Raw genomic sequence first — 22,234 nt, 5'->3', positions numbered from 1 at the left:
GACAACATTAACAGATTAAAAATAATGAATGCCGGGTATTTCGGAGAGTCTCAATTTCAGCGAGAATATATCCAGGCCGTTATTAAAATAATCATACTTATCTTGCCGGAGCGCTTTCCGGATTTTTTATTCTTGCACAACATCATGGAGTTACTCATGAGGCGTAACACCCCCGTTACACAAAACGAGTATTTACTTAACGCCGGTTCGACGTTAATGTCCACTACCGATATAAAAAGTCATATTACCTATGCTAACTCGGCTTTTATAGAAGCCAGCGGATATAAAGAAGAGCATCTTCTGGGGGAGCCGCATAACCTCATCCGCCATCCCGACATGCCTGCCGAAGCGTTTGGCGACATGTGGTTTACCCTCCAGCAGGGTGAGACCTGGACAGGTCTGGTGAAGAATCGTCGACATAATGGCGATCACTACTGGGTGCGGGCCAACGTGACGCCGGTCTGGCAGGGGGAATCCCTGACCGGCTATATTTCGGTGCGCAATATCCCCTCACGGGAAGAGATCGCGGCCAGTGAAAAACTGTATGCAAAAGTGCGTAATAACGAATTAAAACATCATCGTTTTTATAAAGGACTGTTCGTTCGGCGCGGTATATTTTCCTTTTTGTCGCTCTTTAAATGTCTCAGTACCGGAAAACGAATTCAGCTTGGTATTACTGCGACGGCGTTACTTTCCTGCCTGGCGATGTATTTATTCCGCGATCGTCTCGTTCAGGCCGCCACTCTGGTGCTGCTTTTTTCTGCGCTGTCCTGTTATCTCCATGCGCAGATCGCCCGGCCGTTAAAATCCATTGTTCAACAGATGCAGCGCGTGGTTTCAGGGCGTAAAACGGACTATTACCATTTTGACAGGATCGATGACATCGGGTTGATGATGCGCCTGGTGAATCAGTCTGGTTTAAACCTGAACTCGCTGGTTGATGATGTCGGGGCGCAAATCAGCGGTATTGGCACCATCAGCCAGCAGGTCGCGAAAGAAGGCGCGGCGCTGCAGGCGCGTTCTGAAGAAACCGCCGATTTCTTGCAGCAAACCGCATCTGCGGTGGAAGAGATCGCCAGCGCCGTGAAGCAGACGGCCGAAACCGCGAACGAGGCGATTCAGATGGCGGATCGCACCCGCGACAGCGCCCACTGCGGGGAAGCGATGATGAAAGAGACCATCGGTATGATGCAGTCCGTTTCGCAGGATAACGGCCAGATCGTCGATATTATTAGCGTTATCGATCGTATTGCCTTCCAGACCAATATTCTTGCGCTGAATGCCGCCGTGGAAGCGGCGCGCGCGGGTGAAGCCGGCCGCGGCTTTGCCGTGGTCGCGGCTGAGGTGCGCAATCTTGCGCAGCACTCCGCGACGGCGGCGAAAGAGATCAAAGCGCTGATCGAGAAAAACGTTGCCAGCGTCAACGCTGGCGTGGAGAAGGTGGGACAAACCGAATCACAGCTGACGGTTATGATCGACCATGTTCTGCAGGTTTCCACCCTGATTAAGGAGATTGGCCTCGCCACGCAGGAGCAAACCCAGGCGCTGACGCTCATCAACGCCTCCCTCTCCCGTATCGGCGCAATGACCCAGAGCAATACGGGGATGGTGGATAACGTCACTCACGCCGCGAATCACCTGACGCAGCGGACGACGCGCCTGCAGCAGGCGATTGCCGTTTTTGGCGGTTAGCCGTTCGGGTACTGCTCGTCGGTCACTTTTTCCAGCCATGTTACCGGGCTGCCGTTTACCGCTTCGGCGATGGCAAGATGCGTCATCGCCGTTTGCGCACTTGCGCCGTGCCAGTGCTTCACGCCGGGTGGGATCCAGGCGATATCGCCCTGATTCAGGATTTCCGCCTCTTCGCCCCACGCCTGTAGCCAGCCGCGACCCTGCGTCACAATCAGCGTTTGTCCCAGGGGATGCGTATGCCAGGCCGTGCGCGCGCCCGGCTCAAAGGTTACGGTTGCCCCGCCGACGCTGGCAGGTTCGGTCGCCTGAAAGGGCGCGTCAATGCGAACAGCCCCGGTGAACCAGGCTTCCGGTCCTCGTACTGAAGGTAATGAACCGCTGCGGATAATTTTCATCTTTTGCTCCTCGTTGACTGTTGCGTTAACAGTAGCGCAAAGCACTCCGCAGCATTAGGGTGCATAATCAGATAGGACACATGACTGAAACTCATAAATAGAACCGCGATGCTAAAAGATAATTTCAACGATCTGCTCTCCTTTATGGTGGTGGCCCGCGAGCGCAGCTTTACGCGCGCAGCGGCGCAGCTGGGCGTCTCGCAATCGGCACTGAGCCATGCGATGCGCAAGCTTGAAGCGCGATTAGACGTTCGCCTGTTAACCCGCACAACCCGCAGCGTGGTTCCGACACCCGCGGGTGAGCAGCTTTTTTCGCGCCTCAGCCCGCATCTGCTGGAGATCGAACAGGAACTCACGGCGCTTCGCAGCAGCCGCGACAAACCCGCAGGCGCTATCCGCATCGTCGCCGGCGAGCACGCGATGGACGCCGTCCTCTGGCCGGTACTGAAGGCTTTTATGCTGCAGTATCCTGACATTAACGTCGAAGTGACGGTCGACAATGGCCTGACAGATATCGTCGATGGCCGCTTCGACGCAGGGGTTCGCCTGGGTGAACAGGTGGCAAAAGACATGATTGCGGTGCGGATTGCGCCGGACATGCGCATGGCGGTTGTCGGCTCCCCGGATTACCTGGCTCGTTTTGGCGTGCCGCTCGTGCCGGAGCAGCTGGGTGAACACCGCTGTATCAATCTCCGCCTGCCCACCAGAGGGGGATTGTATGACTGGGAATTTGAGCGCGACGGGCGCGAGCTTCGCGTGCGGGTTGACGGACAGCTTACGCTGAATAACCTGTCGCAGCGCATCGACGCCGCGGAGAATGGTCTCGGATTAGCCTACGTGCCCGAGTCCTCGGTTCTGGACGCTCTGAATCAGGGACGGCTGGTCAGGGTCCTTGAATCGTGGTGCCCCACGTTTGAAGGATACCACCTCTATTATCCGAGCCGTCGGCAGCACACAACCGCGTTCAGGTTACTTCTCGATGCCCTGCAGCAGCAAAAATTTATACCATCTGGTAATAATTAAGAGAATCTGATGATTAAATAATCAACCCCACCATTGTTTTGACTAAAAACTCATCACGTTTCAGCGTGTTGTGATCCCCGTCTGCTCTGACCACACGATTTCCTTCGACGTGCATCACTTTCGGCACGGTTATATTTTGCGTCGCTTATGAATTGCAGGTAGGATGCCTCGCCATGTTTCGCCTTATCCATACGCAGAATGACTGGGAAGGCGACATGTGTTTGCGCAGAAGCAATCGTTTGTATTGCGCTCTGCCAGGCAGGACTATCACGATAATGGTTCAGACAGGCAAACAGGTAACTCAATGAAAACAAGCAATAAAAGCGCAGCCGATCATCACGCTGCTAAACGTCGCTGGTTGAACTCCCACGAAGAGGGCTACCACAAAGCGATGGGCAACCGTCAGGTTCAAATGATCGCCATCGGCGGCGCTATCGGAACGGGTCTGTTTTTAGGTGCGGGTGCACGTCTGCAGATGGCTGGCCCGGCTCTCGCCCTGGTCTATCTGGTGTGCGGGATCTTCTCTTTCTTCATTCTCCGCGCGCTGGGCGAGCTGGTACTGCATCGCCCTTCCAGCGGCAGCTTCGTCTCTTACGCCCGTGAATTCCTCGGTGAAAAAGCCGCTTACGTCGCGGGCTGGATGTACTTCGTCAACTGGGCGATGACCGGTATCGTCGACATCACCGCCGTTGCGCTGTATATGCACTACTGGGGCGCGTTTGGCGATGTGCCGCAGTGGGTCTTTGCGCTTGGCGCCCTGGCGATTGTCGGCACCATGAACATGATCGGCGTGAAGTGGTTCGCGGAGATGGAGTTCTGGTTTGCGCTGGTTAAAGTGCTGGCCATCGTGGTGTTCCTGGTCGTGGGTACCGTCTTCCTCGGCAGCGGTAAGCCGCTGGATGGCAATGCCACCGGCTTCCACCTGATAACCGATAACGGCGGATTCTTCCCGCACGGTCTGCTGCCTGCGCTGGTGCTGGTTCAGGGCGTCGTGTTCGCCTTCGCCTCCATCGAGCTGGTGGGCACCGCAGCAGGTGAATGTAAAGATCCGCAGACGATGGTGCCAAAAGCCATCAACAGCGTGATCTGGCGTATCGGTCTCTTCTACGTCGGCTCCGTGGTGCTGCTGGTGCTGCTGCTGCCGTGGAACGCCTATCAGGCGGGCCAGAGTCCATTCGTCACCTTCTTCTCGAAGCTGGGCGTGCCGTACGTGGGCAGCATCATGAACATCGTGGTCCTGACCGCAGCGCTCTCCAGCCTGAACTCCGGCCTCTACTCGACCGGCCGTATCCTGCGCTCCATGTCCATGGGCGGTTCTGCGCCGAAGTTCATGTCGAAGATGAGCAAGCAGCACGTGCCGTACGCCGGTATTCTGGCGACGCTGGTGGTCTATGTCTTCGGCGTGTTCCTGAACTATCTGGTGCCGTCTCAGGTATTCGAAATCGTTCTGAACGTGGCGGCACTGGGGATTATCGCGTCCTGGGGCTTTATCGTGGTCTGCCAGATGCGTCTGCGCAAGGCGATTAAAGAAGGCAAAGCCGCTGACGTCAGCTTTAAGCTGCCTGGCGCGCCGGTGACCTCCTGGCTCACCCTGCTCTTCCTGTTCAGCGTGCTGGTGCTAATGGCGTTCGACTACCCGAACGGCACCTACACCATCGCGACCATTCCGCTGCTGGCCGTGCTGCTGATTGCGGGCTGGTTCGGCGTGCGTAAACGCGTTCATGAAATTCACAGCACCGCGCCGGTTCATCCTGACGATGAAAAACACGACGCCCCGCTGGTAGAAGAAACCTCGCGTTAATAAAAAAGCCGGGTGGCGGCTTCGCCTTACCCGGCCTACATTTCATGGTTTTGTAGGCCCGGTAAGCGGCAGCGCCACCGGGCAATCCCATCTTACAGCGCGATACGCATCACATCGTCAGGCTGGGTAGCTTCCTGCTGGCGGGTAGATTTCTGTTTCACCGTCACGTACAGGGTTTTGCCATCCGCTGAAAGCGCCAGGCTGTTCGGGTAGACCGGCGTGTCGAAGGTTTTAGTGACCTTATACGATTTCGCGTCAATCACGCTTACCTTGCCGGCTTCACGGTGCGTCACGTAGGCTTCATTGCGGGCCGGGTTAAACAGGACCGCCAGGGATGCCGGCGCGGCGATTTTCTCGATCACGCTACCGTCTTTCAGGCTCACCACCAGCACTTCCGGCTGTTTTGAATCGGTCAGGAACGCGCGCTGACCGGCAGTGTCGAGGCTCAGGTTCAGGTAGAAGTGCTCTTTACCGTCATCCTGCACCTTTTTACGGGCAATAATTTTATTGCTGGCCGTATCAATCGTCACCAGTTCGCCGTCCGCATTCGTGGTGTACAGACGTTTCGCCTGCGCATCCAGCGCCAGGCCGGTGCTGTAGGTGCCCGTATTGGCAATGGTTTCTTTCAGCTTCAGCGTGGCGCCATCCACGACCCAAATCACGCTCTCTTTACCGACACCGGTAATGTAAATCGTGTTGCTCGCGTCATCTGCCACCAGCTGGCGCGGCTGCAGCGGTTTGACGGTTTCGCTGCGCTGACGCCCGTCCAGCACCAGTCGCCCTTTTACGTCACCCGTTTTTGCATCAATCGCGGTTACCGCGCCGTTGATCGTATTGCCGAACCACAGCGTTTGAGTCGCCTTGTCAAAGGTGGCGCCAAAAGGTTTCAGATCGCTATGGATTGCCTGCGTCACGTCCAGCGTGACCGGATCAAGACGGTAGACAACCCCGCCCTTGTCGGTTTTACGGCTTTGCGAGGTTGCCACCCACAGCGCATTCTCCTGCTGGCTCACGGCCATTTCATACGCCCCTTTGCCCACCGCTTTACGCAGTACCTCTTCGGCGGCATGCACCTGGAACGTCCCGGCAAGCAGTAAAGTGGCAGACAGCAGCGACAGGCTCAGACGCGGCGAGCACAGTTGACGTAAAGACATATCAATTCCTTTTCTGAAAAGTGGGGTTGGGCTGACATCACTTCCGGCAGACAACGTCATGGCATTGCCTTTTGATAATGAGAATAGTAATCATTAATGTGTTAAATGTGGAGTTTTTCTTTCCCGCTTCGCCTTCCATTAACGCAATGTGCGGTTATAGTTTTCAAAACTTTTACAAAACCTTTAACATATAAGGACATGTTCCATTTGGTTCGTTTATACACCACAACCGGTTTTATTCATGAAAATCATTTCTGCCCGTAAGGCTTCTCTCCCGCTGCTGCTGGTTCCTGTTATTTTTGCGCCGCTCACCGCCGTGAGCGCAGAGGAACAGACCATGATCGTCAGCGCCACGCCGCAAACCGTATCGGAGCTTGATACTCCGGCCGCGGTCAGCGTCGTCAATGGCGACGATATGCGCCAGGCCGCGCCCCGCATTAACCTGTCTGAATCCCTTGGTAGCGTACCCGGGCTGCAAATTCAGAACCGTCAAAACTACGCCCAGGATCTCCAGCTTTCGATGCGCGGATTTGGCGCCCGCTCAACCTTTGGGGTGCGCGGTATCCGTATGTACGTCGATGGTATTCCAGCCACCATGCCGGATGGACAGGGTCAGACCTCCAACATCGACCTTTCCAGCGTGGAGAGCGTTGAAGTGCTGCGCGGTCCCTTCTCTGCCCTGTACGGCAACGCCTCTGGCGGCGTAATCAACATCAACACCCAGACCGGGCAGCAGCCGCCGACCATTGAAGCCAGCAGCTATTACGGCAGTTACGGGACCTGGCGCTATGGCATGAAAGCCACCGGCGCGATGGGTGACGGCACCCACGCCGGGGACGTGGATTACACCGTCTCCACCACCCGCTTCACCACCAAAGGCTACCGCGACCACAGCGGCGCGCGTAAAAATCTCGCTAACGCCAAACTGGGTGTACGCATTGACGACGCCAGCAAGCTGACGCTGATTTTCAACAGCGTGGACATGAAGGCCAACGATCCGGGTGGACTGAATTACCAGGAGTGGCGGGACAACCCGCGTCAGTCGCAGCGCGGCGATCAGTACAACACCCGTAAGACCATCAAGCAGACCCAGGCCGGCCTGCGCTACGATCGCCAGCTCAGCGTTCAGGACGACCTGAGCGTGATGATGTACGCCGGCGAGCGTGAAATGACGCAGTACCAGTCGATTCCGTATCAGCCGCAGCTAAAAGCCACTCACTCCGGCGGGGTGATTGATATGCAGCGCCACTATCAGGGCGTGGACACTCGCTGGACACACCGCGGCGAGCTGCTGGTTCCGGTGACCTTCACCACCGGTCTGAACTACGAAAACATGAGCGAAGACCGTCGCGGATACGAGAACTTCGTGATGCGCAACGGCGTGCCGGACTACGGCGTCAAAGGCGATAAACGTCGTGACGAACGCAACCTGATGTGGAACGTCGATCCTTATCTGCAAACGAGCTGGCAGCTGACGCAGAAACTCTCTGTCGACGCGGGTGTCCGCTACAGTTCGGTCTGGTTTGATTCCAACGACCACTACGTTACGCCGGGCAACGGCGATGACAGCGGTGACGCGAGCTACCACAAGTGGCTCCCGGCGGGCGCCGTGAAGTATGCGGTGACGGATGCGTGGAACCTCTATGCTGCCGCAGGGCGTGGCTTTGAAACGCCAACCATCAACGAGCTCTCCTATCGCGCCGATAACCAGGGCGGTCTGAATATTGGCCTGAAGCCGTCCACGAATAATACGTATGAAGTGGGCAGCAAAACCCGAATCGGCAACGGCCTGCTGACGGCGGCGTTGTTCCGCACCGATACGGATGATGAGATCGTGGTGGACTCCAGTTCCGGCGGCCGTACAACCTATAAAAATGCCGGGAAAACCCGTCGTCAGGGTGTCGAAGTTTCCCTGGATCAGCAGTTCGCGGAGAACTGGAAGCTGAAGATGGCGTGGACGTACCTGGATGCCACCTACCGGACTAACGTCTGCAGCGACGCAGACTGTAACGGTAACCGTATGCCGGGGATTGCGCGCAACATGGGCTTCGCCTCGTTTGGCTGGCAGCCTGAGGAAGGCTGGTATGCGGGGACAGACGTGCGCTACATGAGCGATATCATGGCCGACGACGAAAACACCGCGAAAGCGCCGTCCTATACGGTAGTCGGGCTGAATACCGGGTATAAATTTAACTACGGCAACTGGGGAATGGACGTCTTTGGCCGCGTCGATAACCTGTTCGACAAAGAGTACGTGGGCTCGGTAATTGTCAACGAGTCCAACGGTCGTTATTACGAGCCTGCACCAGGCCGAAACTATGGCGTCGGGCTGTCGGTCTCTTATCGCTTCGAGTAAGCAAAAAGAAAAGTTTATTTTATAAATGAAATAACCCTCCTGATGGCATTAAGCCATCAGGAGTTATTCACCAGATAAATAATTAGCGGCGGTATATAGTCGCTCTAATAAATAATCTCTCAGTTAAAATATTGTCGCTGTAAAAGAGAATCTGCTTCATCAATCAACTTATCAATCGCCTTCTGGCTCGCATCAACATCTCTCCGCTCAAGGGCCGAAAGAAGCTCGTCATAGTGATACGTTGCCGTTTTGATGTCGTTAAGTTCGTGATGCAGGTAGTTCATGCAGGGCCCGATGCGGACCCATAGCTGTTCAATTAAGGCATTAAGCGTAGGCATTTCCGCATACTGATAAAGCGTAAACCTGAAGATACGATTCGCATGCAATGCCTGCTGAACATTCCCATTGCGCATGGCCTCATGGAAAGCCTCTGACATTTTGCGCAACGCCTCCAGCTTGCCGTCTGACATCTTCTGGCATGCTGCGGCGACCGCCATTGGCTCAAGCTGTTTTCTGATGGCGTTAATCTCGTTATAACGCTCCAGCGTCACTTCAGGGACCAGAAACGCCTGTGCGGGCGTGGCGTGAAGCGCGCCTGAGGAGACCAGGCGCAGCAGCGCTTCGCGGACCGGCGTAATACTGGTGCCTAATTTATCAGCAATCTCTTTCGTAATCAGTCGTGCTCCTGGTTTGAGAGAGCCTGTAATTAACGCCCCTTTCAAACTGTGTTCAACCTGCATGGTAAGGCTAACCCTTTGGGCTTTTTCTAAGTGATCCAAATCAAGCATGTGGAATTCCTGTAGCTAAAACTTAATGCTATTTTTAAACGCCAGTTTTAATAAAACGGCGCCGGTACGATATATCCTGTATCGTCATGCCTGGTGGTGGGAAGTACAAAAAACAGCAAAAAAAGTAAACGTCATTTTTTTTATCGTTTTCGGGCTCATCGGGGATGATGGCGCGAAAAGTCATGTCCAGTAATTAAAGACAATATATCGTATCTTCACAAATAAATATGGCGGGAAACCCCGCCATATTGCGCTTTATTTATTGTCACTCGCGACGCGAATCACGACTTTGCCGAAGTTTCGTCCTTCCAGCAGGCCAATGAGCGCCTCGGGGGCGTTTTCCAGCCCGTCCGTGACCTGTTCGCGATAGTGGATTTTTCCCTCCTGCACCCAGCGCCCCATCTCTTCCTGGAACTCATGGATGCGATGTCCATAGTCCTGGCCGATGATAAAGCCCTGCATCCGAATGCGTTTCTTGAGAAGGGTCGCCATCAGAAGCGGCAGGCGGTCTGGCCCGTCAGGCAAGCCCGTCGCGTTGTAGCCGCTCACCAGGCCACACACCGGCACGCGCGCGGAGGTGTTGAGCAGGGGCAGCACGGCGTCAAACACTTTCCCGCCGACGTTTTCATAGTAGACATCAATGCCGTTCGGGCAGGCCTGCTTGAGCTGGTCGGCAAAATCCGCGGCGTGGTGATCCAGACACAGGTCAAACCCGAGCACCTCAACGGCATGGCGGCATTTCTCTGGGCCACCGGCGATGCCGACCACCCGGCAACCTTTGATTTTGCCGATCTGCCCAACCGTCGCGCCCACCGGGCCGGTCGCCGCCGCCACCACCAGCGTTTCACCCGCTTTCGGTTGCCCGATATCCAGCAGCCCCATATAGGCGGTAAAGCCCGGCATACCCAGTACGCCCAGCGACCAGGAAGGATGCGACGGATTTTCGCCCAGCTTCACCAGGCCGCTGCCGTCCGAGAGTTCATACTCCTGCCAGCCGCTGTAGCCCAGCACCCACTCACCGGCTTTGTAGTCGGGATGGTTTGACTGCTCAACGCGGCTGACCGTTCCCCCCACCATCACCGCACCGAGCTCAACCGGCGGTGAATAGGATGGCGCGTCGCTCATGCGACCCCGCATATAAGGATCCAGCGACAGCCAGACGGTACGAAGCAGAAGCTGCCCCGCCCCTGGTTCCGGAACAGGCTGCGTTTCCAGACGAAAATTTTCCGCGACCGGTGCGCCCTGTGGACGAGAGGCCAGCACCCAGCGGCGGTTATGCGAAACAGAGTGATTCATCAGGATCTCCTTCTGGTACAAATGTCATTACAGCCTGGCTCACGTTCAGCGTTATCGCATTAGCATTACGAGCCAGACTGATTAAGCCGTACAACCAGATAGATGCAGGTTTCATTCGTCTCGTTGATGAACCGGCAGTCATTAGGCGGCCCCAGCTCAAGACAGTCTCCGGCGTGCATCTCGTGGCGCGTATCGCCCTCCTGAAACACCAGCTCACCGGACTGCAGCCAGATAAGCTGACGCGCCAGCGCGTAAGAAGAGGCCGGCATCGGAACGTCGCTGCCCGCAGGCAGTTCCACCTGAACAAGGTCGATGGGCAGATCGGTACGGGGAGAAACATGGCGGCGGAGGTAGTGCGTCTGCGGGTCGCGCCAGACGGGCTGATTTGCCAGGCGCAGCAGCTTGCCCTCCTGCATTTCGGCCCGGGCAATCAGCGTTGACATGCTGATGCCAAACGCGCCCGACAGGCGGGCAAGCAAGGTGGCTGTCGGGCTACTGTCCCCGCGCTCGATTTTATGGATCATGGCGCGGGAGACGCCTGCCCGGTCCGCCAGCTCGCTCAGGGACCACCCGCGAGACTCGCGTTCAAGGCGAATTCTCGCGCTAATCCGTTGATTCATTGTGTCTGTTATGGTGTTCATGACGTCATACTATAGTGTATGAACGGCAATTCAATGGGCTTTTGATAACAAAAAAATATGGCTTATGCCGTAGCGATCGGGCGATACAGTTGTGTAATATCGTAGCGATAACGTAACACTATAGTGAACAACACACAGAGGCTTCATCATGATCGTTCGTCATGCCTGCAAAGAAGACTGCGCTGCGATAGGAGAGATTTACAACCACGCGGTGCTGCACACTGCCGCAATCTGGAACGATAAAACCGTCGATACCGATAACCGAATCGCCTGGTTTGAGGCGCGCTCGCTTGCGGGCTATCCGGTTCTGGTGAGCGAGGAAGACGGCGTAATCACCGGCTACGCCTCTTTCGGCGACTGGCGCGCCTTTGACGGCTTCCGTCATACGGTTGAGCACTCGGTCTACGTCCACCCGGCCCATCAGGGCAAAGGGATTGGCCGCACGCTGATGAAGGCGCTGATTAACGAGGCCCGCGCCATCGGTAAACACGTGATGGTGGCCGGGATTGAAGCGCAAAACCATGCCTCGATTCATCTCCATGAAACGCTCGGCTTTGTGACGACGGGACAAATGCCGCAGGTGGGAACCAAGTTTGGCCGCTGGCTGGACTTAACCTTTATGCAGCTGCAGCTGGACGAGCGCAGCGACCCGGACGCGATCCCATGAATCAGTCACTGACGCTGGCGTTTCTGGTGGCGGCGGGCATTGGCCTGGTGGTGCAAAACACCCTGATGGTGCGTATCACCCAGTCCTCCTCCACCATTCTTATCGCGATGCTGCTGAATTCGCTGGTCGGCATCGTGCTGTTTGTCAGCATTCTGCTGCTGAAACAGGGCGTCGCCGGGTTCAGCGAGCTCGCCGCAACGGTGCGCTGGTGGACGATTATCCCGGGGCTGCTGGGGTCGTTTTTTGTGTTTGCCAGCATCAGCGGCTATCAGAACGTTGGCGCGGCGACGACCATCGCCGTACTGGTGGCAAGCCAGCTGATTGGCGGGCTGGTGCTGGACGTGCTGAGGAGCCAGGGCATCCCGCTGCGCGCCCTGATCGGCCCAGTGTGCGGCGCGGTGATGCTGGTGGTCGGGGCCTGGCTGGTGGCGCGACGCCAGTTTTGATGGTTACAGTATGGTGCCGCCTTTCGTCAGCTGTTCCTCACGCGCGTCCATCTCCTCTTTATGCTGCTTACCGTGGTGCGAAATCGCGGTGCGCAGACGCTGCTGCTGAGTGTAGCGCTCTTCACGGCTCAGCTCCGCATCATCGCTTAATTCAATCAGCAGTTCGTTCATGTGGGTAATCACGCTCTCTTCGATGGCGGCATCGACGCGGGCGATAACTTCGTTTAAATGTGACATTGTCACTCCTCGTTATGTGCCCGGTGGCGCTACGCTTACCGGGCCTACAGGTGCCAAATGTAGGCCGGGTAAGGCGGAGCCGCCACCCGGCTAAAAAGGCTTAGTTCAGCTTCGCTTTTGAGAAATCGCTGCCCATCAGGCTTACGCTGTACCCGGTCACGTTGCTGCGGGTCGCGTAGAACGTTTTCCCGTTTGCGAGCGCAATCCACGGTGCCTGCTGATAGAAAATCTCCTGCGCCTGGCCATAGAGCTTCGCGCGCTCGGCCGGGCTGCTGGTCAGCTTCGCTTTTTGTACCAGGGCATCATACCCCTTATCGCACCAGCGCGCGGCGTTTGAGCCGGTTTTAATGCTGTTGCAGCCGAGCAGTACATCGGCAAAGTTGTCCGGGTCGCCGTTGTCGGACATCCAGCCAAACAGCGCGGAGTCATGCTCGCCTTTACGCATTCCGGAGAGATATTCGCCCCACTCGTAAGAGACAATTTTGGCTTTAACGCCGACTTTCGCCCAGTCGCTCTGGATCATCTCCGCGATACGACGCGAATTCGGGTTATACGGACGCTGCACCGGCATTGACCACAGCGTGACTTCCGCGCCCTTCTCCAGACCCGCCTGCTTCAGCAGGGCTTTCGCTTTTTCAGGATCGTAGCTGTAGTCCTTCAGGTCTTTATTGAAGCCCAGCATATTTGGCGGGATCGGCGATTTTGCCACCGTGCCCGATCCCATAAAGACCGCATTAACGATGGCCTTCTTGTCGGTCGCGTAGTTGAGCGCCTGACGCACCAGCACGTTATCAAACGGTTTTTTCTCGGTGTTAAACGCCAGATAACCGACGTTAAGCGCATCGACGGCGTGCAGCGTCAGGTCTTTGTTGTTCTTGATGGCGTCAAACTGAACCGGGGATGGCGCAGGAACGATCTGGCACTCGTTGGTCTGCAGCTTCGCCAGGCGGGTTTCCACGTTTGGCGTAATGGAGAAGATGAGATGCTTCGTCGGCACCTCGCCTTCCCAGTAGTTCGGGTTCGCGACGTAGCGGATCAGCGAATCCACTTTGTACTGCTGCAGCACGTAAGGCCCGGTACCAATCGGCCAGGTGTCCACATTCTCAGGCGTGCCTTTTTTCAGCATTGCGTCGGCGTATTCCGCGGAGAGAATCGAGGCGAAATCCATCCCCCAGTCGGCCAGAAACGCGGCGTTGGGTTCGCTGAGGGTGAACTGGACATGGTAATCATCGACCTTTTTAACGTCCTGGATCAGCTTATCGAGACCGACATCATTAAAGTACTCGTAGTTGCCCTGCGACACGTTGTGGTACGGGTGTTTAGGGTCTTTCTGACGCATGACCGAGAAAATAACGTCATCGGCATTAAAATCGCGCGTCGGTTTGAAGTATTTGTTGCTGTTGAACTTCACCCCTTTACGCAGGGCAAAGGTATAGGTCTTGCCGTCCGGCGAAATCGTCCAGGACTCCGCCAGCGACGGCACCGGGGTGTTTTTCACCGGGTCGAAATTGATCAGACGGTTATACAGCACCTGAGAGCTGGCCACAAAAGACGGGCCAGAGCTGGCGATTTGCGGGTTGAAGGACTCGGGGGAGGCTTCTGAACAGTAAATAAGGGTGTCGTTATTTGCCGCCCATGCGGCACCGGCTGGTAACAGCGCGCTCAGCGCAAGGGCGAGCAGTGTTTTCCCTGTAGACATGGTTATAACCCTGACAGTTTTATTATATAGGACAGTAATAACAGCACAGGCGTTTTGACCTGGCAAATAACGAAACACTATCAGGTTATTCTAAAGCCGCGGTTTTTGCTGTTTTAACCGCCAGCACCCAGAAAGACGATTTGTCTTAAGTGCCATTATTCGTCAAGCACAACCGTCATTTTCTATGCCGCAAGAAATCGGCGCTTTTAGCGTCTCTTCCTCCGTTTGGTTGCGTCCTCGGTTCGTTAAAGTAAGGGTGTGAAGAAGTATATGGGATCAAATCGTGGCAAAAACTCTTTTACGCAGCGGTAATCTGGATGATTTTCAGGCCGTTGGCGGCGGCGGACAAGCCGTTTTCGAATCAGCGTTGCAAATCCGGGAAGCGCTCCGGTTGCGCAAACAACAGGCCATCGTCGACTGTCTGGCGATTCCTCAGGTCAACGACAGCGGCGACCGCGTGGACTGGTATTCCCCGGTTGAAGGGAGCGTAACCAGCTGGAAAGCGGCCGATGAAGATGATCGCTATCGCGCCCTGCGCTATCTGGAAAACACGCTCGCCAGCGTCGAGTCATTAAGCAAGAAATGCCTGCAGTCGCCTAAAACCGCGCAACAGCTCTTTGGCTCTCTGCTGTCGAAGGCATTTCAGTTCCCGGGCGAAAACTTCCTCTTCCTGGTGGACGGAAAGCCGGTCATCAGCTTCTGGGGATTTGTAAACCTCAACGAGAACGCGCGCGACGATGTCCTCGACTGCCTGCGTGAGTCCCTGATCCCTGAGCCAGCCCCCGTTGTGATTGACGATCCTGAACCCGAGCCTGAGCCAGAGCCGGTGATGACCTTTGAGCACGCTGACGAGCCGCTGATCGCCCCGTCCACGGTAGTGCGTATTACGCCGGAGGAGCTGTATGAGCCCGAACCGGCCCCCGTCGTTGCGCAACCAGTCCAGGAACCTGCTCCGGCGAACATCGTGAAAAAGCGCCGCGTTCCCCTGTGGGCCCTGCCGGTTGCCGCCGTGATCGTCGCCGCCGTTGCCGCCCCGCTGCTGTGGCCGAAACAGGCGCCTTCCGCTGAGCCCGCCCCGGCGCCCGCACCTGAACCCGTGGAAATTGCGCCAAAGCCGATCAAGGCGGTTGAACCGCTGGCGATGAAGCTACCGCTGCATCAGGCGGAGGTCGTGGCCAGCAAAGAAAAAGAAGCGGCTCCGGCTGAAGCTGCGCCACAACCTGCTCCGGTGGTGATTGTCGCCATTCCGAAAGACGCCATGGTGATGGAAGCGAATCAGGTGAAAGCGGGATCGACGCGCTTCCTGAACGGCACCTGGCGCGCCATCCTCGACGTGAAGGATCCAGTCACCGGCAAGCCACCGTCGCTGCGCTATCAGATCCAGAACAATAAAGGTTTCGCCCGCGTTGTCCACGGCGACAACATTGTCTGCCGCGCGGAGGTCTTCTCCGGGCTGCACAGCAATGGCGAGCTGATGATTAAGAGTCGCGGTACTGCCCGCTGCACCGACGGTTCCCGCTACCCGATGCCGGAAATTGCCTGTAAAGCAGGCACCAGCGATATCGCAGAATGTCGCGCCCGTTATGATGCCAACACCGTCGTCCCACTGACGTTCAAGAAAGCAGGTGCCTGATCCTATGCTGGTAAATCTTTGCGACTATAAACAAAGCGTCACGCTTATTGCCAACAGCGGCGTGCAGTTCCTCGATTTCGGTCTGACGCCGCAGGACTCCGCCAGCAACGGGCGCTTCGTACGTAAAACCGCGAACGGCCCGCTGTTGCGCCTCGATTTCGACCTGGTCAACGGTCGCTATACCCTGCCCGGCATGAACGGCGGCCAGCCTGAAGTGGTCAAGCCGGAAACCACTATCCCGCTGCATCAGTCGCTGACGGTACTGGATGGCGTCTGGCTTCCGGTTCCTTTCCTGCGCTTCAACCCGCCGCGGACGTTTGTGGAAGGGCCGGATAACTGGGCGCGCGTTCAGGTGCGCAAGCTTGACACCCCGGACGCGGCAGGCAATACCCACCGCGTCACCCTCGCGCTTGACAGCCAGATTGCCGACCATGCCACGTCCGCGCTCTCTCCGGTGGAAAACGATATTCTGAACGGCACCCGCTTCGCGCTGGCCTGGCGCGATAGCGAGGTAGACAGCTTCCTCGATCAGACCTGGATTGACGGCTGGCTGCGCGAGGCGTTTACCCAGTATGCCGACGGCGTTGAGAACCGCTCTGAACGCGACCTGCAGCAGGCGATGCGCAGCTTTGAGTATCAGGCCCACTGGCTCAACCTGCTGACCATGCTCGGTGAACAGCTCACCGTGCCGGAAGTGAAATTTGTCACCCATACGCTCAGCACGCCTGCCATTCCGGTCGACCTGATCCTCGACGTGGGCAATACCCACACCTGCGGCGTGATTATTGAAGACCACGGCGATGCCAACGATGGGCTGCGCCAGACCGCCGAGCTGCAGGTCCGCTCGCTCAGCGAGCCGCAGTTCCTGAACGAACCGCTGTTCACCAGCCGTCTCGAGTTTTCGGAAGCGCGTTTTGGCAAGCAGCACTTCTCGGTGGAAAGCGGTCGCGAAGATGCCTTTGTCTGGCCATCGATTGTCCGCGTCGGTGATGAAGCCCGCAAGCTGGCGATGCAGCGTCTGGGAACCGAGGGCAACAGCGGTATCTCCAGCCCGCGTCGCTACCTGTGGGATGAAACCCCGGTCGTGCAGGACTGGCGCTTTAGCCAGATGAACAGCAAGACCCAGCGTGAACCGCTTGCCACCGCGTTCCCGCTGATGAACCTGATGAACGATGACGGCGAGCCGCTCTTCACGCTGCCGCAGGACGAGCGCCTGCCGGTCTTCTCACCGCAGTACAGCCGCAGCACCCTGATGACCCATATGCTGTGCGAGCTGCTGGCACAGGCGCTGGGGCAGATCAACAGCGTCGCCACGCGCCTGCGCCTGGGCTTCCCTGCCTCGCCGCGCCAGTTGCGCACGCTGATCCTGACGCTGCCCTCCGCCATGCCAAAGCAGGAGCGCGAGATCTTCCGACGCCGCATGTTTGAAGCCATCGCCATTGTCTGGAAAGCGATGGGCTGGCACCCGCAGGATGAGGATTTTGTCACCCGCAAACAGCAGGAAAAAAGCGTGGTGCCGGTACCGGAAATCCAGATGGAGTGGGATGAAGCCAGCTGCGGTCAGCTGGTCTGGCTGTATAACGAAGCCATCTCCCGCTTTGGCGGCCAGACCGAAGCCTTCTTCGCCTCCCTTGCCCGTCCGGACCGTGAGCCTGAGCCGGGCAGCCAGCCGGGACGCGCGCTGCGCGTCGCGTCCATCGACATCGGCGGCGGCACAACGGATATGGCGATCACCCATTACCAACTGGACGACGGCTCCGGCAATAACGTCAAAATCACCCCGCAGCTGCTGTTCCGGGAAGGGTTTAAGGTGGCGGGCGACGACACGCTTCTGGACGTGATTCAGCGCTACGTATTGCCCGCCCTGCAAACGCAGCTGCAAAAATCCGGTATCGCAGACGCCTCGCTGCTGATGGCCTCGCTGTTCGGCGACTCCGGCCGCATTGATACCCAGGCCGTACTGCGCCAGCAGACGGCGCTGCAGCTGTTTATGCCGCTTGGCCATGCGATTCTTGCCGGGTGGGAGTCCAGCGACGTTGACGATCCGCTGGCTGGTCTGCACGCCACCTTTGGCGATCTCCTGCCGCAGAAGCCGACCCGCAACGTGATGAACTATCTGCAGCAGGCGATCGACCATGCCCTGCCTGCGGGTTCTGACGCTTTTGACCTCTTCGCCGTGCCGCTGCACGTCAATTTCCGCGAAATGCAGGATGCGATGCTGGCCGGGCAGTTTACGCTGGCCTCCCCGCTCCACGCGGTGTGTGAGGCGATCTCCCATTATAGCTGCGACATTCTGCTGATCACCGGACGCCCGGGCTGCCTGCCTGGCGTTCAGGCGCTGATTCGCCACCTGCAGCCGGTGCCGGTCAACCGCATCGTCTGGCTGGATAAATACCAGGTGCATGAGTGGTATCCGTTCAGCCAGCAGGGGCGCATTGGCAACCCGAAATCGACCGCTGCCGTGGGGGCCATGCTCTGCAGCCTTGCGCTTGACCTGCGTCTGCCGCGCTTCAACTTTAAAGCCGCGGACATTGGCGCGTATTCCACCGTGCGCTATCTGGGCGTGCTGGATAACACCGTCAATACCCTGCGCGAGGAAAACGTCTGGTATCAGGATATCGATCTTGATAAACCCGGTGCGAAGCTTGACGCGCGTCTGCACTTCCCGCTGCGCGGTAACGTCACCCTCGGCTTCCGCCAGCTGGCGAACGCGCGCTGGCCTGCCACGCCGCTCTACACGCTCAGCATTAACTCGGCCGAACTGGCAAAAGCGATTGCCGGCGACGGCGTGCTGAACGTGCGGCTCAAACTCTGCGGCGGCAGCAAGCATGAAGGCCCGGAGGCCTTCGAGCTGAGCGATGCCTGGCTGCAGGACGGCACGCCGGTGGCGCCTGACGCCTTAACCTTCAAACTGAATACCCTGGCCGACCGCCGACACAGCGGCAGCCACTACTGGATCGACAGCGGGAGCGTATACCTGAAATGACAGCGACGACCACCACCACTCAGGCCTTAATCGGGTGGATCAACGAGACGCGCCTGAACGCCCCCGTGCTGGATAATGATGCCGACGCCCTGCTTGCCCGCATCAACGCGGCGCAGGCGCGCGAGCAGGCCATTGAACGCGCCATGACCCGTCAGAGCAGCATCGGGCTTTACGGCCATTCGCAGAGCGCGAAAGCGCACCTGCTGTTGTCGCTGTGCGGCAGCGGCAATGGACGCCTGAACGTGACGCCAGGCCAGCGCACCTTTGACTATTTTTCGCATATCAATCCGGGACATGCCCTGACCAACATGGCCGTCCGCTTCACCCGGGAAACCCCGGAAGCGCTTGACGAGGCGTTTCCGCTGCGCCTGAGCCTGGTCACCGAGGCCGAGCTAGTGCAGCTGTTTATTGCCCGCACGACGCTGCACCCGCAGATGCGCGCGGTGGATAAGGCGGTCATTGAGACCCGCCTGGAGAAATGGCGCGGGCTGCGCCAGCCGCAGAGCGTGCCCGGCATCACGGCGCAGGACGTGGGAGCGATTGCCCGCTTCTGGCAGAGCACGGTACCCGCCGCGAAACAGCAAATTGATGATGCCCTGTGGCACGAGTTCGCCCAACTGGTGCCTTCGCTCGATCTCAGCACCCGCGCCAGCGTATGGTCGCTGCTGTGGGGCGAGCAGCAGGAACTGACCCAGCAGTGGTTAAATCTGGCCCATGTGCTGCACCAGACCAGCCATGCCAGCGAGATTGCGGCCCCCCTTAGCCTGCTGGTGGACAGCTTCGGGCTGCCTGGCGAAGGGTTCCTGACGCACGACGGCTCGGTAGCGCTGCAGAATACGCAAGAGACGCTTCTCCATCCGCTGAACAACGGTGAGATGCTGAACGCCATCAGCCTCCCCGTCGATGTGCTGGCCTTCCTGACCCGCGAGCTGGTGCTTCCGGTTGAGAACGGCGCGCTGGATAATGTCGATATCATTGATATCCCGGTGTTTGAAGACCGCCATGCCGATCCGCTACGCCAGGCAAAATCCCAGTGGCTGCTTGAGCACTACCGTCAACAGCTCCAGCCGGATGTGCTGGTCATCTGCAACGCGACGGCGCAGCACGAACAGACGGCCAAAAAAGCAAAAGTGTTAATGAACTGGGTCAGGGAGACGCAGCCTGCTGAAGAATCTGCCCTGCCGGGTCTGGTGTGGGCGATCACCCCGCACGACGCGCGCTTTACCACCCGGCAGAATCTCGATGAAGCCGTACAGCATCTGCTCGGGAAGCCCGGCCTGCGCTGGGGCACGCTACAGGCTCTGGACAGCCACAGCATGCAGCGCGTCATTGAGTGGCTGTCTCAGGCCACGCTGCCCGCGCAGCGACAGAAACGTCTCGGCACGCTCAAAAACGCGCTGCGTCTGGAGCTCTCGGCGATGATGCAAAGCTACCTGGCACCGCTGGTTGAGGAGCCAGGTATCCGACGCGCTCAGGCTGAAAACATGGTGCGCACGCTGCAAAGCAGTGCCGCCCGCCACGGCGAGCTGCTTGAAGGCCTGCTGCCGCCGCTGAAGGCCTTTGAAACGCTGTTGGCCGTTCAGCAGCCGCGCGAGGAGCAGGTTAACGGGCTATTTACGGATACCATTGACCTGTTTGCCGAGAACGCCCAGGAAAGCGCCGGTCTGTACCAGACCAAAGACAAAGCGCGCCTGGCGCATAAAGTCTGGATAAATCATCTGCGCCAGTGGAGCCGCAACGAGGCGACAGCCGCCCGTCTTGGGCTGGATCCTGCGGTGTTACAGCAAATTGCGGATGTGCTGGTGGTCACCAGCTACCGGCTGGATCTGCCTCAGCAGCTGCAGCGAATTGTCGAAGCGGATAAGAGTAGCGCTGCGCAACTGCATGCCGTGATGGGCAATTTCATTGGCTGGCTGGGTTACGACAAGACGCCCGTGGCGACGCGCCCGGCAAGCCGCATCCGCAAGGGGCAGGCCATCTTCGTCACCCCGGTGGTGAGCAGCGCCGAGCCCCGCCTGACGCGTCTGGGTGAACAGCCGGTCCATGCGGCTACCGCGTACGTTTACGACTGGCTGGTCGCGCTCTATAGCCGCGCGATCGAGAACATTGATTACCAGCACCCGCATGATGTTCAGCCTGACGCTCGTCAGGCACTACGGGCTTTAATAATGTAGCCGCCTTCTTGCCGGGTGGCGCTGCGCTTACCCGGCCTACATTTCGCCACGATGATACATTGCACAATAATCACATCGTCATACATTCGGCTAATGCCTGCGCCAGCGCAGAGGGGTTTTCCCACGACATAGAGTGCCCCGCCGCAGGGATAATTTTTACCTCAACGCCTTTCTGTTGCAGATTTTCCACATCGTCATCCGGCAGAGAGAGCTCGCCAAAAATCAACGTTACCGGGCAAGGAAGTGACAGGAACTGCGCTTCCCATTCCGGTTCAACGCCGGCCACCAGGCTGGATGCACCGCGCCAGACGGCATAAGCCGCATTGCTCTGCAGGCACCCTGCCCACGCCGTTTTTTCTGCGCTGAGCATGGCGTCGTAACCCTGCTCCAGAAACTGTTGCTCGCTTTGCGCCGCGATTGACCGGCTGAACATGCCCCCACCCGCGTGAAAATTGGGTTCTGACACCATCAGCCCCTTCACGCGCGTAGCCAAAAGCCCCGCCGTTTCGATAGCAATACTGCCGCCCATGCTGTGGCCGTATAACCAGAAGGAATCCAGTTTAAGATGGTCAATCAGCTCCGCCACAACGTGCGCCTGTTCAGTGGTTTTGTAGCTGTAGTGCTCAGGCTTATCGCTGTAGCCGCTGCCGGGCAAGTCGATGAGAATGGCTCTGCGTGCGCCAAACAGCGGGTCACGAACGACGCGGGGATATTCATAGGAAGAGGCGCAGCCCAGCCCGTGAATGAACACCACGGGATCGCCGGAGCCGGGCAAGTCGTGCCAGCGTACGGTGCAACCGGCCTGCTGCGAGTAAAAACAGTTCATAAGCACTCCTTTTATGATGCACTGTGTATTTATACAGTTATCACCTCAGGAATGCTATGTTCATCTTTTCAAACTGGAAGCGTGCTTCAGAAAAGCGAGACCAGCAGCGCAACGGGAAAGCTCATTGGCCAGGTTGACCCCACCAGGAAAGCGCTCAGCAGGCGGATACGTTTGCGGTCTTTTGAGAGGAACCAGGTGATTAACGCGCAGATGGAAGCCATGATTGCGTAAAAAACCAACATCTTTTGATACAACGTCATTCTGTATACCAGAGCCGAAAAAATAACCGCACGCAATATGCGTCATATGTTGACACAGATCAAGTTTTTTCGTTACAGAATAACCACTTAAAAATTACGGCTAATAACAATTGAGTATCTTACGTAACACATCTGGCGGGCAAAGAGAACGCCTGACCGC

The 22,234-nt window shown here is 57.6% G+C and carries 18 protein-coding genes; 9 read left to right on the top strand and 9 right to left on the bottom strand.

The window, feature by feature from the left end:
* Positions 1-156 precede the first annotated feature (156 nt).
* Positions 157-1,692 carry a methyl-accepting chemotaxis protein gene (locus LLF79_RS05710; protein ID WP_123922355.1) on the top strand — a complete coding sequence of 512 codons (1,536 nt, stop codon included), beginning with the start codon at positions 157-159 and terminating at the stop codon, positions 1,690-1,692.
* Here LLF79_RS05710 and LLF79_RS05705 read toward each other — a convergent pair.
* Positions 1,689-2,087, bottom strand: coding sequence for a cupin domain-containing protein (locus LLF79_RS05705; RefSeq protein ID WP_021240234.1), 399 nt, complete (start codon positions 2,085-2,087; stop codon positions 1,689-1,691). The genes LLF79_RS05710 and LLF79_RS05705 overlap by 4 nt on opposite strands.
* A gap of 108 nt (positions 2,088-2,195) precedes the next feature.
* Here LLF79_RS05705 and LLF79_RS05700 point away from each other — a divergent pair, with 108 nt between their 5' ends.
* Both LLF79_RS05700 and ansP read left to right on the top strand, forming a co-directional pair.
* Positions 2,196-3,110, top strand: coding sequence for a LysR family transcriptional regulator (locus tag LLF79_RS05700; protein ID WP_008501773.1), 915 nt, complete (start codon positions 2,196-2,198; stop codon positions 3,108-3,110).
* A 304-nt stretch (positions 3,111-3,414) separates the two neighbouring features.
* Positions 3,415-4,911: an L-asparagine permease gene (gene ansP / locus LLF79_RS05695; RefSeq protein WP_008501774.1), complete on the top strand. Its 1,497-nt coding sequence runs from the start codon at positions 3,415-3,417 to the stop codon at positions 4,909-4,911.
* 92 nt (positions 4,912-5,003) lie between these two features.
* Here the strand turns inward: ansP and LLF79_RS05690 are convergent, their stop codons facing one another.
* On the bottom strand, positions 5,004-6,065 hold the full coding sequence (locus tag LLF79_RS05690; protein WP_039266490.1) for a YncE family protein: 1,062 nt from the start codon (positions 6,063-6,065) through the stop codon (positions 5,004-5,006).
* Positions 6,066-6,306: 241 nt separating this feature from the next.
* On the opposite strand from LLF79_RS05690, the gene pqqU reads away from it, so the two are divergent.
* A complete protein-coding gene (gene pqqU, locus LLF79_RS05685; RefSeq protein WP_227879219.1) occupies positions 6,307-8,421 on the top strand; it encodes a TonB-dependent receptor PqqU in 2,115 nt (704 codons plus the stop codon).
* A gap of 119 nt (positions 8,422-8,540) precedes the next feature.
* On the opposite strand, the gene LLF79_RS05680 is transcribed toward pqqU, so the two are convergent.
* The 3 genes from LLF79_RS05680 to LLF79_RS05670 all read right to left on the bottom strand — a co-directional run bounded on the left by LLF79_RS05680 (position 8,541) and on the right by LLF79_RS05670 (position 11,146).
* The gene (locus LLF79_RS05680) at positions 8,541-9,209 is read right to left on the bottom strand and encodes a GntR family transcriptional regulator (RefSeq protein ID WP_021240238.1); all 669 of its coding nucleotides are present in this window, start codon (positions 9,207-9,209) and stop codon (positions 8,541-8,543) included.
* A 255-nt stretch (positions 9,210-9,464) separates the two neighbouring features.
* Positions 9,465-10,505, bottom strand: coding sequence for an NADP-dependent oxidoreductase (locus LLF79_RS05675; RefSeq protein ID WP_227879218.1), 1,041 nt, complete (start codon positions 10,503-10,505; stop codon positions 9,465-9,467).
* 65 nt (positions 10,506-10,570) lie between these two features.
* Positions 10,571-11,146: a helix-turn-helix domain-containing protein gene (locus LLF79_RS05670; protein WP_008501301.1), complete on the bottom strand. Its 576-nt coding sequence runs from the start codon at positions 11,144-11,146 to the stop codon at positions 10,571-10,573.
* A gap of 148 nt (positions 11,147-11,294) precedes the next feature.
* Here LLF79_RS05670 and LLF79_RS05665 point away from each other — a divergent pair, with 148 nt between their 5' ends.
* Positions 11,295-11,813, top strand: coding sequence for a GNAT family N-acetyltransferase (locus tag LLF79_RS05665; protein ID WP_023292298.1), 519 nt, complete (start codon positions 11,295-11,297; stop codon positions 11,811-11,813).
* Entirely contained in the window at positions 11,810-12,259 is a 450-nt protein-coding gene (locus tag LLF79_RS05660) for a DMT family transporter (RefSeq protein ID WP_163342191.1), read from the top strand. The genes LLF79_RS05665 and LLF79_RS05660 overlap by 4 nt, the downstream gene beginning before the upstream one ends.
* Positions 12,260-12,262: 3 nt before the next feature.
* Here LLF79_RS05660 and LLF79_RS05655 read toward each other — a convergent pair whose 3' ends face one another.
* Entirely contained in the window at positions 12,263-12,496 is a 234-nt protein-coding gene (locus LLF79_RS05655) for a YdcY family protein (protein WP_023292296.1), read from the bottom strand.
* 100 nt (positions 12,497-12,596) lie between these two features.
* Positions 12,597-14,195 (bottom strand): ABC transporter substrate-binding protein, encoded by a 1,599-nt coding sequence (locus tag LLF79_RS05650; RefSeq protein WP_106105830.1) that lies wholly within the window; start codon positions 14,193-14,195, stop codon positions 12,597-12,599.
* Positions 14,196-14,478: 283 nt separating this feature from the next.
* Between LLF79_RS05650 and LLF79_RS05645 the strand changes: the two genes are divergently transcribed.
* The 3 genes from LLF79_RS05645 to LLF79_RS05635 are packed head-to-tail and all read left to right on the top strand — an operon-like array spanning position 14,479 to position 20,988.
* Entirely contained in the window at positions 14,479-15,828 is a 1,350-nt protein-coding gene (locus tag LLF79_RS05645) for an SrfA family protein (RefSeq protein WP_206805131.1), read from the top strand.
* 4 nt (positions 15,829-15,832) lie between these two features.
* Positions 15,833-18,814, top strand: coding sequence for a virulence factor SrfB (locus LLF79_RS05640; RefSeq protein ID WP_206805133.1), 2,982 nt, complete (start codon positions 15,833-15,835; stop codon positions 18,812-18,814).
* The gene (locus LLF79_RS05635) at positions 18,811-20,988 is read left to right on the top strand and encodes a virulence factor SrfC family protein (protein ID WP_227879217.1); all 2,178 of its coding nucleotides are present in this window, start codon (positions 18,811-18,813) and stop codon (positions 20,986-20,988) included. Before LLF79_RS05640 ends, LLF79_RS05635 begins: the two co-directional genes overlap by 4 nt.
* 70 nt (positions 20,989-21,058) lie before the next feature.
* On the opposite strand, the gene LLF79_RS05630 is transcribed toward LLF79_RS05635, so the two are convergent.
* Together LLF79_RS05630 and LLF79_RS05625 are read right to left on the bottom strand one after the other, a co-directional pair.
* Positions 21,059-21,814, bottom strand: coding sequence for an alpha/beta fold hydrolase (locus tag LLF79_RS05630; RefSeq protein WP_044596531.1), 756 nt, complete (start codon positions 21,812-21,814; stop codon positions 21,059-21,061).
* A gap of 86 nt (positions 21,815-21,900) precedes the next feature.
* A complete protein-coding gene (locus LLF79_RS05625; RefSeq protein ID WP_013096478.1) occupies positions 21,901-22,074 on the bottom strand; it encodes a GhoT/OrtT family toxin in 174 nt (57 codons plus the stop codon).
* Positions 22,075-22,234: the final 160 nt, after the last annotated feature.

Source organism: Enterobacter cloacae complex sp. 2021EL-01169 (assembly GCF_020733125.1).
Taxonomy (GTDB): Bacteria; Pseudomonadota; Gammaproteobacteria; order Enterobacterales; family Enterobacteriaceae; genus Enterobacter; species Enterobacter roggenkampii.
Note: the sequence above shows the minus strand (reverse complement) of the source record. Positions and strands in the feature narration are given on the sequence as shown.

Excerpts from the sequence above, each read along its gene's own strand:
- LLF79_RS05710 (WP_123922355.1), top strand. The coding sequence starts at position 157 with ATGAGGCGTAACACCCCCGTTACACAAAACGAGTATTTACTTAACGCC.
- LLF79_RS05705 (WP_021240234.1), bottom strand. The coding sequence starts at position 2,087 with ATGAAAATTATCCGCAGCGGTTCATTACCTTCAGTACGAGGACCGGAA.
- LLF79_RS05700 (WP_008501773.1), top strand. The coding sequence starts at position 2,196 with ATGCTAAAAGATAATTTCAACGATCTGCTCTCCTTTATGGTGGTGGCC.
- ansP (WP_008501774.1), top strand. The coding sequence starts at position 3,415 with ATGAAAACAAGCAATAAAAGCGCAGCCGATCATCACGCTGCTAAACGT.
- LLF79_RS05690 (WP_039266490.1), bottom strand. The coding sequence starts at position 6,065 with ATGTCTTTACGTCAACTGTGCTCGCCGCGTCTGAGCCTGTCGCTGCTG.
- pqqU (WP_227879219.1), top strand. The coding sequence starts at position 6,307 with ATGAAAATCATTTCTGCCCGTAAGGCTTCTCTCCCGCTGCTGCTGGTT.
- LLF79_RS05680 (WP_021240238.1), bottom strand. The coding sequence starts at position 9,209 with ATGCTTGATTTGGATCACTTAGAAAAAGCCCAAAGGGTTAGCCTTACC.
- LLF79_RS05675 (WP_227879218.1), bottom strand. The coding sequence starts at position 10,505 with ATGAATCACTCTGTTTCGCATAACCGCCGCTGGGTGCTGGCCTCTCGT.
- LLF79_RS05670 (WP_008501301.1), bottom strand. The coding sequence starts at position 11,146 with ATGAACACCATAACAGACACAATGAATCAACGGATTAGCGCGAGAATT.
- LLF79_RS05665 (WP_023292298.1), top strand. The coding sequence starts at position 11,295 with ATGATCGTTCGTCATGCCTGCAAAGAAGACTGCGCTGCGATAGGAGAG.
- LLF79_RS05660 (WP_163342191.1), top strand. The coding sequence starts at position 11,810 with ATGAATCAGTCACTGACGCTGGCGTTTCTGGTGGCGGCGGGCATTGGC.
- LLF79_RS05655 (WP_023292296.1), bottom strand. The coding sequence starts at position 12,496 with ATGTCACATTTAAACGAAGTTATCGCCCGCGTCGATGCCGCCATCGAA.
- LLF79_RS05650 (WP_106105830.1), bottom strand. The coding sequence starts at position 14,195 with ATGTCTACAGGGAAAACACTGCTCGCCCTTGCGCTGAGCGCGCTGTTA.
- LLF79_RS05640 (WP_206805133.1), top strand. The coding sequence starts at position 15,833 with ATGCTGGTAAATCTTTGCGACTATAAACAAAGCGTCACGCTTATTGCC.
- LLF79_RS05635 (WP_227879217.1), top strand. The coding sequence starts at position 18,811 with ATGACAGCGACGACCACCACCACTCAGGCCTTAATCGGGTGGATCAAC.
- LLF79_RS05630 (WP_044596531.1), bottom strand. The coding sequence starts at position 21,814 with ATGAACTGTTTTTACTCGCAGCAGGCCGGTTGCACCGTACGCTGGCAC.
- LLF79_RS05625 (WP_013096478.1), bottom strand. The coding sequence starts at position 22,074 with ATGACGTTGTATCAAAAGATGTTGGTTTTTTACGCAATCATGGCTTCC.